Below are 13083 nucleotides of genomic sequence, written 5' to 3'. Positions count from 1 at the left end.
GCCGTTTTCGGCTACGCGACGGCCAACTCGTCGGCTAGCCGGTCCAGCACGGCCGTCAGTTCGATCCCCTCCCGCTCGAACCGCCGTAGCTCCGCCAGCAGGTCCGAATCGGGCGACGGCCCGAGGACGAACGCGGCCCCGCCCGTCGCGGTCGCCCGGAGGACCCACCGCGCCAGCGACGCGACCGGCGGGAACCCCACGTCCGTGAGGACCACTGCGACCCGCCAGGCCTGCTCCCGTCCCTCTCTGAGGCCGAGCAGTGACAGTTGCTCGTCCAGCCGACCGAGCGCGTCGTCCACGTCCTCCACTCCGTCGGCGTACACCTCGGCCAGCGCCCGCTGCTGGGCGTCGATCAACCGGGCCAACACCTCGTTCACCGCGCGGTGATCGGCCCGCTTTGCCGCCCTGTCGGGATCGATCCCCACGTCCCGCAGGGTGAGCGCCAGGTCGTAGTTGATGTGGGCGTTGATCCCCAGGAAGGCATCCTGGAGCACGAGGGCGTCGCCGGTTGCGGTGCCGAAGGCGATCCGCCAGGGGTCGGGCACGGCCCCGAGTTCGCCGCGCTCGAAGGCCAGGAACGCCCGCCGGTAGTAGTTCGCGAACGCCGTGGTGTAGGCGCGCATCCACGCCGGGTCCCCGAAGCCGTCGGCCTCGATCCGGGCGCGGATACGCTCGGTCATGCGGGTGTAGATCGTCAGGAAGACAGCTCGGCGGTCGTCGCGTTCCCGGAGCAGGTCCTCCAGTTCACGCAGGCGCTCGGCGGCGTCCTCGACCGATTCGAACGCGCCCTGCGCGACGGCGACCAGATCGGCGTCGGGGGTGTCCGGCGGGTCGTACTGTTCCACGTCGTGGCCGAGCGCGCGGGCCATTCCCCGGACCCGGCGGGCGTCGACCAGGCGGGCGGCGTCCCCGTACGCCGACAGCGTGCGAAGCGGCGCGGTCATTGTCGGGCCCTCGCAGCGACGACTGATAGCTGTAGGGGGCTGGACAGTTCTTCAGGCGTCCTGTTCGTGAACTTTCTCCAGCACCGCCGACTCAGCCATCGAGACGACGCCGGCCGATTCGAGCGTTTCGGCGAACTCCGCTGAGTCGTAGTAGCCCAGCGCCTCGTCCAGCCGGTCGTCGGCGACTTCCTGCAGGACGATCACGGTATTCTCGTCGTCACTCGGGCGGAACGCCTGCGTCCCGAGCGACCCGTGGGCCGCCCGCCGGTCGGCGTTTGCCTCGTGGTGGCGCTCCCACCGCTCGTAGTCCTCGATCTCGTGTTTCGCGTAGATGTAGGCCATACCGGCCGTGCGAGCGGGAGGGGGAAAGGATCAGGGGTGCGATTCGCCACTCAGTCGCCGGGCTCGGAGACGGCTTCGTCCGCCGTGCCACTGGCCCGCCCGAGTTCGAAGCCGTCGTAGTCGTCGCGGGCGACCCGGGCACAGATCTCCCGGTAGTTGTCGAGCCCGCCGGGGAAGGGGGTGAACACCTGTGTCTTCCCGGGGACGTTCGCGCCGCGGTACCAGGAGTCGGCCTCGGAGAACAGCATATTCTCGGCCAGCATGTTGGTATTCTGCACCCACTGGTCCTCAGCGTCCTCGGTGGCCTCGATGCGGTCGTAGCCGTGTTCGTCCATGTACGCGATGCAGTCGGCGATCCACTCGACGTGCTGTTCGATGGACAGCGGCATGTTCGTCAGCACGGAGGGGCTCTGGGGCCCGGTGATGGTGAACAGGTTCGGGAACCCGTGAGTCATGAGCCCGAGGTAGGTCCGGGGACCGGCTTCCCACTTCTCGTCGAGCGTCTGACCGTTCTTGCCTTCGATGTCCATCGCCAGAATCGCGCCCGTCATCGCGTCGAACCCCGTCGCGAACACGAGCATGTCGAGGTCGTAGTGGGCGGCCGTGGTCCGGATCCCGTCGGCCGTCACCCGTTCGATGGGGTTCTCGTCCACGTCGACGAGGCTCACGTCGTCGCGGTTGTAGGTCCCGTAGTAGTCGTCGTAGTCCATCGGCGGGCGCTTCGCGCCGTAGGGATGGTCCGTCGGGACGAGTGTCTCGGCGGTCTCGGGATCGTCGACTCTCTCGCGGATCTTCTCGCGGATGAACGCCGAGACCACGTCGTTCAACTCGGGATTCGACAGGATCGATCCCGGCTCGAAACTGTGGAGAAAGCGGAAGCCGCCCTGTTGCCAGCGCTCTTCGAGCACCTCTCGGATCTCCTCTTCCGAGAGGCCGTAGTCGGTCTCGTGTTCGTGGTCGAACGGCATCCCCAGCCGGGAGTCACGCGCCCGCGCCCAGATGTCGTCGTAGTTCTCGCGAATCTCTTCGTACTCGTCGTCTTCTAGCGGGCGGTTCCGTGCGGGCACCGCGTAGTTGGGCGTCCGCTGGAAGACCGTCAGATGGTCGGCTCGGCCGCCGACTTCCGAGATGAACTGGATGCCGGTCGAACCGGTGCCGATCACGCCGACGTGGTCGTCGCCGAAGTCGATCTCCTCGTCGGGCCAGCGGGCCGTGTGGTACCACTCGCCCTCGAAATCGCCGAGTCCGTCGAAGTCCGGCAGGAACGGCTCGGAGAGACAGCCGACCGCCGTGACGAAGTATCGGGTCCTGACCCGCTCCCCGTCGGCCAGCTCGACGGTCCAGGTCGCCGTCTCGTCGTCGTAGGTCGCCGACGTGACTTCCCGCTCGAACGCGATATCCCGGTGCAGGTCCAGCCGGTCTGCCACCCACTGCAGATAGTCCAGAATCTCGGGCTGTTCGGGGTAGCGCTCGCTCCACTCCCACTCTCGGTGCAGGCCCTCGTCGAAGGAGAAACAGTAGATGTGACTCTCGCTGTCACAGCGCGCGCCGGGGTACGTGTTCCAGTACCACGTCCCGCCGACCTCGTCGCCTTTCTCGTAGACGCGAACGTCGAGTCCCTGTTCGCGCAGTTTGTGCAGCATATACAGGCCCGAGAATCCCGCGCCGATCACGACGGCGTCCACGTCGGTCTCCTCACTCCCCCCGGCCGCGTCCACGTCCGCGTCAGACACTGTGTATCACTGGCCATATCCAATGGCTGGCTCCAATTAAAGCCACTCCTCCAGAACATCGGGCATATATCAGTGGCGACTGGTCGCGTCGGTGGTCGGACCGGTGGTACGAGGCAGTGTCGACATCCGTCACCCGTCGTCGCCGTCGAGTTTGGCCTGCCACTCCTGTACTTTCGCCAGCAACTCGACCGGCGGCGTCTCGTTCACGTCGAGGTCCCGCAACTGGTCGAGGATAGCTTCGGTTTCCGGGTCGAGTGTCGAATCGTCCGCACTCTCGTCGGCCGCCGCTCCCCCGTCGGCCGTCGCTCGCTCGGCTGTGCGCTCTCCATCCTGCTGGAAACTCCCCGAGGAGAGATCGAAGACGGCCTGGACCGGTTCGCCGTCGCCGCTCCCTTTCGCCTCGATGGCCTCCTCCTCGCGGAGTCGTTCCAGCACGTCCCGCGAGCGGTCGACGACCGGATCGGGGACGCCGGCCAGGTCGGCGACGTGGATCCCGTAGGAGCGATCCGTCGGACCGTCCCGAACAGTGCGGAGGAAGGTCACGTCGCCGTCCGATTCGTCGGCGGCCACGTGGACGTTCTCGACTCTGTCGAGGTGGTCGGCCAGTCCCGTCAACTCGTGGTAGTGGGTCGCGAAAAGCGTCTTCGCGCGGACCTGATTGTGGATGTACTCCGTCGCGGCCCACGCGATGGAAATGCCATCGTACGTGGCGGTCCCCCGGCCTACCTCGTCCAGAATCACGAGCGACTCGTCGGTCGCGGAGTGCAGGATGTTGCTCAGTTCCTGCATCTCGACCATGAACGTCGACCGGCCCTGGGCCAACTCGTCCAGCGCGCCCACGCGTGTGAAGATACCGTCGACTAGCCCCACCCGTGCCGATTCGGCGGGGACGAAACTCCCGATCTGGGCCAGCAGCGTGATCAGCGCCGCCTGGCGCATATACGTCGACTTCCCGCTCATGTTCGGCCCAGTAACGATCAGGAAGCGGCGGTCGTCGTCCATCGAGAGATCGTTCGGGACGAAGGAGGTGGTCTGTTCCACGACGGGGTGGCGACCCTGCCGGATGTCCAGGTCCCGGCCCTCGACCAGTTCCGGCCGGGTCCAGTCGTTGCGGACGGCGTGGGTCGCGAGGCTCGCCAGCGCGTCGAGTTCCGCCAGCGCCCGGCCCACGTCCTGCAGGAGCGTCGCCCGGTCGGCCACCCGCTCGCGGAGGTTCTGGAACAGTTCGTACTCCAGCTCCCCCCGTTGCTCCTCCAGTCGGAGAATCTCCCGTTCTTTCTCCTCCAGTTCGGGAATCGTGAACCGCTCGGAATTCTTGAGCGTCTTGATCGCCTCGTACTCGTCGGGCACGTCGTCGGCCTCGCTCTTGCCGACCTGGATGTAGTAGCCGTCGGTCTTGTTCCGGTCGACCTGCAGGTGAGTGATTCCATGCCGCCCCTTCTCCCGCTGATCGAGCGTCTCGATCCACTCCTTGGCGGCCTCGTGTTGTTCGATGATTTCGTCGAGTTCGTCGTCGTAGCCCCGCCGGAAGAGGCCGCCCTGCGTGACCGTGCTCGGGGGATCGTCTGCCAACGCCTCGTCCAGCTCGGCGGCCAGATCGGCGGCGGACTCGCGGTCGGCGTCGGCGACGACCTCGGCGAGCGGGGACTCCGCCAGCCGGTCCGTTCCCTCGATCACCTCGGCCGACCGGGGCAGGAGTGCCAGCGTCTCGGCGACCCGCAGGAGGTCGCCCGCGTCGGCGCTCCCCGAGGCCGCCCGGCTGGCCAGCCGTTCGAGGTCGTACGCGCCGTCGAGTACCTCCCGGAGGTCCTCGCGGGCCATCGCAGCCTCGGCGAGCGCGGCGACCCCGGACTGTCGCCGTTCCAGTTCTCGCCGGGACTGCCGCGGTCTGACGAGCCACTGGCTCAACAGGCGACCGCCGGCGCTGGTGACGGTGTGGTCGATGGTCGAGAACAGCGAGCCCGACCGGTCGCCCTGCATGGTCTCGGTGAGTTCGAGGTTGCGCTGGGTGGTCGCGTCGAGTTCGACGTGGTCGCTCCCGCTGTAGGTCTGCAAACGGGTCACCGAAGCCAGCGCCCCCTGGCCGGTTTCCTCGACGTAGGAAAGCACTGCGCCGGCCGCCCGGATCGCGGCCTCGTCGTCGTCGATGCCGACGCTCTCGGTGGTATCGTCGCCGAACTGCTCGCGGACGCGGTGGCGCGCTCGCCCCGGCGCGAACGACTCCGCGGCGTGGAGCGTCAGCGTCGCCGTCGTCCGCTCGCGGATCCGATCAAGCAGGGCTTCGTCGGCCCGCACGTCCGGCCCGGGCAACACCTCCGCGGGATCGAACTTGTACAACTCGGTCAACAGCGCCCCCTCGCGGTCCTCGCCGTCGACGCTGGTCACGAAGAACTGCCCGGTCGTCACGTCCGCGGCGGCGACGCCGTACCCGTCGCCCTCGCGGACGACGGCCGCGAGATACTGGGCGTCGTCGTCGGGCGTCTCGATCAACGTCCCCGGCGTCACGATCCGCGTGATCGCCCGCTCGTGGCCGTCCGATGTCTCGTGCTGGTCGGCGACGGCCACCCGGTAGCCGCGTTCGACCAGCGCCGTCAGGTAGGGGGTGAGGTCGTCGACCGGCACGCCCGCCATCGGATACGACGACCCGTGTGAGGACTTCTGTGACACCTTCAGATCCAGTTCGTCCGCGACCGTCTCGGCGTCCTCGTCGAAGAACTCGTAGAAGTCACCGCACTGCATCGCCAGCAGATCCGCATCCGTCTCCGCCTTGAGGGCGAGAAACTCCCCGACGATGCCCGTCGCCTCTGTCATACCCTGGTCTGGGAGCGACACCGGATAAAACGCTGTGGGTCCGGCCGACGCGGTCGCGCTCGCAACATCGAATCAGTGACAGGATTTAGGGTCAGTGGTCGTGATGGATCGAGAGAGAACCGATGACAGCGGCCGATCCGGTCATCAGCGTCGACGGGCTCACCAAGGTGTACGGGGACACGGTCGCCGTCGACGGCGCGACCTTCGACGTGCGGGCCGACGAGATCTTCGCACTGCTCGGCCCCAACGGCGCGGGCAAGACGACGGCAGTCGAGATTCTGGAGTGTCTCCGGTCGCCGACGAGCGGGTCCGCGACCGTCCTCGGGCACGACGTGACCGAATCCCCCCGCGCGATCAAGGCCCGGATCGGCGTCGTCCCGCAGTCGTTTCACACGTTCGACCGGCTGACCGTCCGGGAGAACGTCGCGCTGGCCCGCCGGCTGTACGACGACGGGTCCGATCCCGGTGCGGTCCTCGACCGCCTCGACCTGACCGAGTATGCGGGGACGCGCTTCGGCGATCTCTCGGGCGGGTACCAGCGCCGGACTGGAATCGCGATGGCCCTGGTGAGCGATCCGGATATCCTCTTTCTGGACGAACCGACGACCGGCCTCGACCCCGCGGCCAAACGGACCACCTGGGCGCAGATCGAGCGCCTGACCGACCTCGGGACGACGGTCGTGCTGACGACCCACAACATGGCCGAAGTCGAGGAACTCGCCGACCGCGCCGCGCTGCTGGTCGATGGGGCGACCGTCGCGGTCGACGCCGTGTCCGCGCTCGTCGACCAGTACGGCGGGGAGATCAAACTCGTCGTCGAGACGACGGGTGACGACGACGCCGTCGAGACGGCCCTGCGCGAGGCGGCGACGGAGGTGTACCGCGACGACGTGGGGGATCTCGTCGGGCTCTTCGAGGACCGCTCGCGCGCCCAGGCGGCGTTTGGCCGCCTCCACGAGCTCGACGGCGACCGGTCGATCGACCTCACCGGCGCGGGCATGGAAGACGTGTTCCTGCGACTGGCGGGCGGCACGGTCGACAGCCGAGGTGACCTCCGGTGAGACGCGTTCCAGCCCTGCTGACCGCGCTGTCGAAAGACTGGTTGCGCAACCGCGAAGCGGTGTTTTTCGCCTTCCTGTTTCCGGTCGTCCTGCTCGTGATCTTCAGCGCCGTGTTCGGCGGCGGCGTCGGCGAGTTTACCGTCTACGTCCAGAACCAGGACCGGACGGCAGACGGCGAGCCGACGAACCTCTCAGAGACGTTCGTGACGGCGCTGAACGAGACGGACGTCCTCTCGGTCCGGACGATCGACCCCGACCGGAACGTCACCGCGTGGAACCGGGAGAGCGATACGACGGGTGCGACCCGTGTCGTGGTCGTCCCCGACGGCTTCGACGAGCAGGTGCGGGCGGGGAGCGCGCGTGCCCGCCGGGCCGTCATCCTCGACACGGTGAATCGGGCCCTCTCCGGCCTCGACGAAAACGAAACGGAGACACGACTGAACGGGACGAACCGGACGGAGATACGTCGTGGCACGAGGGCGATGACCAACGGGACGAACGTGAGCGGTCCCGCCGAGATCGTCTTCTACGCGGCCAGCGACGACGAGACGGCCCCCGCGGTCAGGGGCGTTCTGGGGAGCGTCGTGGCCCGCTTCAACGACGAGGCACTGGGCGTGGAGGAGCCACCGACGACGGTGACGACCGGCGATCTGGGGAGCCGGAATCTGACGGGCGTGGATTACTTCCTCCCCGCGCTGATCGCGGCGGTCGTGCTGATCAACGGACTGGTCACGCTCCCGTCGATCGTCGCCGGATTCGGGAGCGACGGCACCCTCAAGCGACTCGCCGCCACGCCCCTGCGAAAGCGGGACTGGATCCTCGCGAACGTCGTCATGCAGGCCGTGCTGGCCGTCCTCGTCACCGCGCTCATGGTCGTCGTGGCTCACCTCGCTTTCGGCGTGACCGTGATCCCCGGTCCCCTCTCGATCGCCCTGATCCTGCTCGGCGCCGTGACGTTCGCCGGCTTCGGGATGGCGCTGGGGAGCCTCGTGCGGAGTCCCGACGCCGCGACGAGTCTCGGCATGGCCGTCGCGCTCCCGACGATGTTCGTCTCGGGTGTGTTCTGGGAACTCGACCTGATGCCCGCGTCCCTCCAGACCGCCGCCACACTGCTCCCGGTGTATCACTTCCACCGGGGACTCCGTCGGCTGATGGTCCTCGACACCACGGACGGCGTCGCGGTCCCGTTCGCGATCCTCGGCGTCGGCGCGGCCCTCGCGCTCGTCGCGGCTATCCGCCTGACTACCTGGCAGGACCTGTAGCACGAATACAAATATTACCGGCAATAAACGGTGAATAAAAACACCTTGATGTGTGTGTCCTCGATGATTGTTGGTGGGTATCATGGGGGAGAACCACAGTGCAGGCGACAGTGGTACAGACGGACGCGTGAACCGGCGACGATTCCTCGGGGCCTCGGGGGCGGCCCTGACGGCGCTCGCGACGGGGGTCGGCACGGCGACGGCGTCGTTCGGGTCGGGCGTCACGACCGAGGACTACACCATCGAGTCCTGGGACGGTACACAGCTCGAGGCGACGCTGTACACGCCAGACGCCAGCGAGCCACAGCCCGCGGTGCTGATGACACACGGCTGGGGGGCGTTCCGTGAGTCGCCGCTGACAGCGCCGAAGGCGAAGTTCCACGCCAAGAACGGCTACAACGTCCTGACCTACGACTCGCGCGGCTTCGGGAGTTCCCAGGGGACCGTCGGGCTCGACGGACCCAACGAGATCAAAGACGCCCGGCGGCTGGTCGACTGGCTGGCCAACCGGCCGGAGGTGGCGCTGGACGCTACCGACGACCCGAAAGTAGGGATGGACGGCGTCTCCTACGCCGGTGGTATCCAGCTCTCGGCGGCGGCGGCCGACGACCGGATCGACGCGGTCGCGCCGCGGATCACGTGGAACGACCTGCAGTACTCGCTGGCACCGAACGGCGTCATCAAGATCGGCTGGCTGTCGATCCTGCTCGGACTCGGGGGGATCAGCTCGAACCTGATCGGCCCGGACACCAACATCGACCCGCGGCTGTACGACTGGTACGAGCAGGCGCTCGAAACCAACGACCTGCCACCGGGCATCCTCGAGGCCAACGAATCCCGCTCCTTCCCGTACTTCGAGGACTACGACACGCCGACGTTCCTCGTACAGGGATGGGACGACTCGCTGTTCAAGCCCATCGAGGCCGTCCGGACCTACCGGGCCCTGCAGGATCGGGGCGTCGAGTCCCGACTGGCCTTCTACGAGGGCGGCCACGCCCCCGAGGAGATCACCGTCCCGTTCGACCAGCGGGGGCACATGAACGGACTGGTGAACACGTGGTTCGACCGCCACCTCCGCGGCGAGCGCACCGACATCGCACAGTCGAACACCTACCTCAAACAGCGCGAGGAGTTCCGTGCTGAGGAGCAGTTCCCACCGGACGACACCGAGGTCGTCACCTACGACCTCGGGACCGCCGACGCGAACGGGGACGACCGCATCGAGCAGTGGAGCTGGTGGTACGACTCGAACGTCACCTACACCTGGGACGTGCGCGACCGCGCCGAGTGGTACGGCACGCCACAGATCGACCTCTCGCTGGACGTGCACGGCCCCGAGGCCCGCATCTTCGTCAATATGCTCCGGAACGGCGACCCCATCAACGGTATCGGGGAAGCCTACCGGATCGAGGGCTCGGGTGTCTCCCGTATCAGCTTCGAGTTCCCGACGCTCCAGCGGTTCGTCTCACCGAGCGACACGCTGGGCCTCCAGATCGAGGTCTCCAGTCCGTACTACCTGAACTCCCGGGAGTCCGACGGCGTCACGGTCCGCCCCGGCGAGTCCAGCGTGAGTCTGCCACAGCGACCGCGGTAGCCGCCCGGCACCCTTCGTTCGGATTCACTGTTCGCGGACGGTGACGCCGGTGATCTCGAAGCGTGCGCCGGTCCCGGCTGTGCCGTCCGCGACGCGAATCCGCCAGTCGTGGGCGTCGACGATGTCCTTGACGATGGCCAGCCCGAGCCCCATCCCGCCGTCGCTTCCGGCGGTCCCGTACTCGAAGAGCTGGTCGCGCTGGTCGGCGGGGATACCGGGGCCGTCGTCTTCGACGTAGAAGCCGTCGGGGCGGCCGTCGTCGGCGAGCAGGCCGACCCGGACCGAGACGGGCGAGGACGTGGCGTCGTTGTCGCCGTGTTCGACTGAATTTCGGAAGCAGTTCTCGAACAGTTGCTGGAGGCGGCTCCCGTCGGCGCGGACGGTGCAGTCGCTCGCGACCGTCAGCGTGGCCTCGCCCGTGTCGACGACTTCCCAGGCCGACCGGGCGATCCGGTCGAGTCGGACCAGCTGGGTGTCCTGCACCGCGGTCCCCTGGCGAGCCAGCGCGAGCAGGTCGTCGACGATGGTCTCCATCCGGTCGATGGCACTGTCGACGTGTTCGAGGTGGCGGTCGTCGCCGCGTTCACGGGCGAGTTCCAGCCGGCCGCGTGCGACTTCGAGCGGGTTGCGCAGGTCGTGGGAGACGACACTGGCGAAGCGTTCGAGCCGCTCGTTCTGGCGTTCGAGTTCCGCCTCGCGGCGCGTCCGTTCGGTGATGTCGCGCATGACCCCGACGGTGCCCCGGAACTCGCCGTCGATCGACCGGAGCGTGACGTGGACCTCGTAGGTGCGGTCCCGGCCGTCGGGCGTCGTCAGCGTGACCTCGAACCGTCCCGGCGCGTCGGTGTCGGAATCGAGGAGTCGTGCGATCGTCTCCAGATAGCGGTCGACTGCCTCCCGGCCGACCACGTCCGCGTCGAGCAGGTCGGTGTAGGACCGCCCGATCAGATCCGCCCGGTCGATCCCGAACACGTCGCTCGCGCGCTCGTTGGTCGTCTCGACGATCCCGTCGGCGTCGACCGCGAAGATCACGTCGGGGACGGTCTCGAAGATCCGCTTGTCGCGTTCGAGTTCCCGCTCGCGCGCCCGCCGGTCGGTGATGTCACGGATGACGCCGACCGACCCGGTGAAAGCCCCGTCGTCGTCCCGGACGGGCGCGAGCGACACTTCACAGGGCACTCGCTCGTCGGCTGCGGTCAGCAGGTCGATCTCGACGGTCTCGTGGGTCCCGCCGCCGTTGGCGAGCAGGCGCTCGATGGCCGCGTCGGCGGTCGCCAGCGAATCGGCCGTCGTGAACCGCTCGACGCTCTCGCCGACGAGGTCCGCGTCCTCGTAGCCCACCCGCTCGGCCATGGCATCGTTGTACAGCCGCAGGTTCCCGTCCGCGTCCAGCACGTACATCGGATCGCCGGCGGTCTCGACGAGCGTCCGGTAGTGATCGATCCGGGTGTCTTCGGCGGCTGACCCGCTCCGGGCGGGGCGGTCTCCCGAACCCTGCCCGACGGCCGCCTCGACCGCCGCCGCGAGCCGACCGCCCGGGTCCGACTCCGCCGCGCGGTTGACGTACGCGGCCACGTCGGCCTCGACCGCCGCGGCCGCCAGTCGCTCGCTCCCGTCCGGCGCGACCAGGACGACGGGTAGCGTCGAGTCGACAGCGCGAACGGTGTCGACGCCCCGCCGCCACGCTCCGTCCGGCGCTTCGCCGGTCACGACGACGCAATCCGGCTCGGTGTCCACTATCACACGACGGATCGCGGAGGCCGTCACTACCCGTTCGACCGCGTCCCCGTTCAGGTGGGTCCCGAGGTCGAACGCGGTGTCCGCGAGGTCGGCTACCACCACCCCTGGAGCTGTGTCGTCGGTCGTCACCAGTCTTGCTTGCCAGTCTTGCCGACCCCATTGAATGTTTTCCGGAATCGAACGGTGGAAAAATACCTGGTATATCAGCCTACGCGGTGTCGATGGTGTCACACACCGCGAGCGTCCGAGCCGCCAGCGCCGCGGCGTCGTCGGCCAGCAGTTTCACCATCGGTTCCCGATCGACCCCGCCCTGGTCGACGACCGCGACGGGTGACCCGTCGGCCCGCTCGAACGCTGTCTCGGCCAGCCACCGCTGGATCGACCCCGCCGAGTCGGGGGCGTCATCGTCGACCGTAACGACCTCGCCGTCCAGATCGGCCAGCGCCGCCGCCACGTCGTGGCCGAACCGGCAGTTCACCGCGAACCGCCGGGCGGCGTCGAACTCCCGGCAAGCGATCAGGAAGCGTGCGACGTGACTCGATGCGCCGAAGCGGACGCCGCGGTTGGGCCGGACGCCCGAGCGCGTTCGCGTTATTCTGCCCTCGACGGCAGCGGTCTCGTCGGGCCGTTCGGCGTAGGGTGTCGCACCGACGACGTTCATCCCGACTTCCGGGACCAGTGACGACACGTCGCGGTCGACGAACCGCTCGACGACTTCGGTGACGCGCTCGGCCGTCGGTTCGCGGGCGGCGCGATCCCGGGCCTCGACCGTGTGGTGGACGCTCCCCGGTCCCTCACCCACGTCCAGCGGATAGCGGACGGCCCGTGCGAGCAGGTCGACGCCGGCCTCGGCGGCCGTCGTGAGGTCCTCGTCGCGTGCCAGATGGGCCGCGATGGCGCTGGAGAGGGTACACCCCGATCCGTGGGTCGCGTCGGTCTCGACGCGGGGATGTCGGACCGTCTCGACGGTCTCGTCGGTCACCAGCACGTCCACGACCTCGTCGGCTCGGTCGTCGTCGGCGAACTCGACGTGGCCGCCCTTGACCAGCGCGGCGGTCGCGCCGAGGTCGCGCAGTTGCTCGCCGACCGCCCGCATCTCGTCCTCGGTCCCGGGTTCGATCCCGGTCAGGACCGCCGCCTCGTCGGCGTTGGGTGTCACGAGCGTGGCCGCGCCGATCAGGTCCTCGTAGGCCGATTCCGCCTCCGGTTCGAGCAGGCGGTCGCCCGAGGCCGCCACCATCACCGGGTCGACCACGAGGTTCGGGAGGCGGTCGGCGTACGCTGTGACCGTCTCGACGACTTCGGCGGTCCCGAGCATCCCCGTCTTCACCGCGCCCACGTCGAAGTCGTCGAGGACGGCGTCCAGTTGGGCCTCGATCTCTCCGGTCGGCAGCAGGTGGGTCCCCGCGACGCCGCGGGTGTTCTGTGCCGTGACGCTCGTGATCGCGCTGGTCCCGAACACTCCGCAGGCTTCCATCGTCTTCAGGTCCGCCTGGATGCCCGCGCCGCCGCCGGAATCGCTCCCGGCGACGGTCAACGCGACCGGCCGGGACTCCGGTGCCGCTCGTCGGTTCATACCCCGGAGTCGGGTCGGCA

At 68.3% G+C, this 13083-nt stretch carries 9 protein-coding genes; 3 read left to right on the top strand and 6 right to left on the bottom strand.

The genetic code is table 11. The features are described 5' to 3' along the window. Nucleotides 1-11 precede the first annotated feature (11 nt). The 4 genes from BMX17_RS09665 to mutS form a co-directional block, all read right to left on the bottom strand. On the bottom strand, nt 12-944 hold the full coding sequence (locus BMX17_RS09665) for a DUF5995 family protein (protein ID WP_092659429.1): 933 nt from the start codon (nt 942-944) through the stop codon (nt 12-14). A 51-nt stretch (nt 945-995) separates the two neighbouring features. Next, nucleotides 996-1286 (bottom strand): cyclase, encoded by a 291-nt coding sequence (locus tag BMX17_RS09660; RefSeq protein ID WP_092659427.1) that lies wholly within the window; start codon nt 1284-1286, stop codon nt 996-998. A gap of 50 nt (nt 1287-1336) precedes the next feature. Further along, nucleotides 1337-3019, bottom strand: a complete 1683-nt coding sequence (locus tag BMX17_RS09655; RefSeq protein ID WP_244514974.1) for a flavin-containing monooxygenase — start codon at nt 3017-3019, stop codon at nt 1337-1339. A gap of 129 nt (nt 3020-3148) precedes the next feature. Continuing rightward, complete coding sequence (gene mutS / locus BMX17_RS09650) at nt 3149-5830, bottom strand: DNA mismatch repair protein MutS (protein WP_092659424.1); 2682 nt, start codon at nt 5828-5830, stop codon at nt 3149-3151. 122 nt (nt 5831-5952) lie between these two features. Here mutS and BMX17_RS09645 point away from each other — a divergent pair, with 122 nt between their 5' ends. The 3 genes from BMX17_RS09645 to BMX17_RS09635 all read left to right on the top strand — a co-directional run bounded on the left by BMX17_RS09645 (nt 5953) and on the right by BMX17_RS09635 (nt 9747). Continuing rightward, the gene (locus BMX17_RS09645; RefSeq protein ID WP_092659422.1) at nt 5953-6891 is read left to right on the top strand and encodes an ABC transporter ATP-binding protein; all 939 of its coding nucleotides are present in this window, start codon (nt 5953-5955) and stop codon (nt 6889-6891) included. Continuing rightward, nucleotides 6888-8153, top strand: a complete 1266-nt coding sequence (locus BMX17_RS09640) for an ABC transporter permease (protein WP_092659420.1) — start codon at nt 6888-6890, stop codon at nt 8151-8153. The genes BMX17_RS09645 and BMX17_RS09640 overlap by 4 nt, the downstream gene beginning before the upstream one ends. An 82-nt stretch (nt 8154-8235) precedes the next feature. After that, a complete protein-coding gene (locus BMX17_RS09635) occupies nt 8236-9747 on the top strand; it encodes an alpha/beta hydrolase family protein (RefSeq protein WP_092659418.1) in 1512 nt (503 codons plus the stop codon). A gap of 24 nt (nt 9748-9771) precedes the next feature. Here BMX17_RS09635 and BMX17_RS09630 read toward each other — a convergent pair whose 3' ends face one another. Together BMX17_RS09630 and thiD are read right to left on the bottom strand one after the other, a co-directional pair. Continuing rightward, a complete protein-coding gene (locus tag BMX17_RS09630; RefSeq protein ID WP_092659415.1) occupies nt 9772-11616 on the bottom strand; it encodes a PAS domain S-box protein in 1845 nt (614 codons plus the stop codon). A 79-nt stretch (nt 11617-11695) separates the two neighbouring features. Then, the gene (gene thiD / locus BMX17_RS09625; protein WP_092659413.1) at nt 11696-13063 is read right to left on the bottom strand and encodes a bifunctional hydroxymethylpyrimidine kinase/phosphomethylpyrimidine kinase; all 1368 of its coding nucleotides are present in this window, start codon (nt 13061-13063) and stop codon (nt 11696-11698) included. Nucleotides 13064-13083 lie beyond the last annotated feature (20 nt).

Origin of the sequence: Halorientalis persicus, assembly GCF_900110215.1 — an archaeon.
Classification (GTDB): Archaea; Halobacteriota; Halobacteria; order Halobacteriales; family Haloarculaceae; genus Halorientalis; species Halorientalis persica.
Note: the sequence above shows the minus strand (reverse complement) of the source record. Positions and strands in the feature narration are given on the sequence as shown.

Bases quoted from the DNA above. Each gene is read 5' to 3' on its own strand.
- BMX17_RS09665 (WP_092659429.1), bottom strand. From the start codon at position 944: ATGACCGCGCCGCTTCGCACGCTGTCGGCGTACGGGGACGCCGCCCGC.
- BMX17_RS09660 (WP_092659427.1), bottom strand. From the start codon at position 1,286: ATGGCCTACATCTACGCGAAACACGAGATCGAGGACTACGAGCGGTGG.
- mutS (WP_092659424.1), bottom strand. From the start codon at position 5,830: ATGACAGAGGCGACGGGCATCGTCGGGGAGTTTCTCGCCCTCAAGGCG.
- BMX17_RS09645 (WP_092659422.1), top strand. From the start codon at position 5,953: ATGACAGCGGCCGATCCGGTCATCAGCGTCGACGGGCTCACCAAGGTG.
- BMX17_RS09635 (WP_092659418.1), top strand. From the start codon at position 8,236: ATGGGGGAGAACCACAGTGCAGGCGACAGTGGTACAGACGGACGCGTG.
- thiD (WP_092659413.1), bottom strand. From the start codon at position 13,063: ATGAACCGACGAGCGGCACCGGAGTCCCGGCCGGTCGCGTTGACCGTC.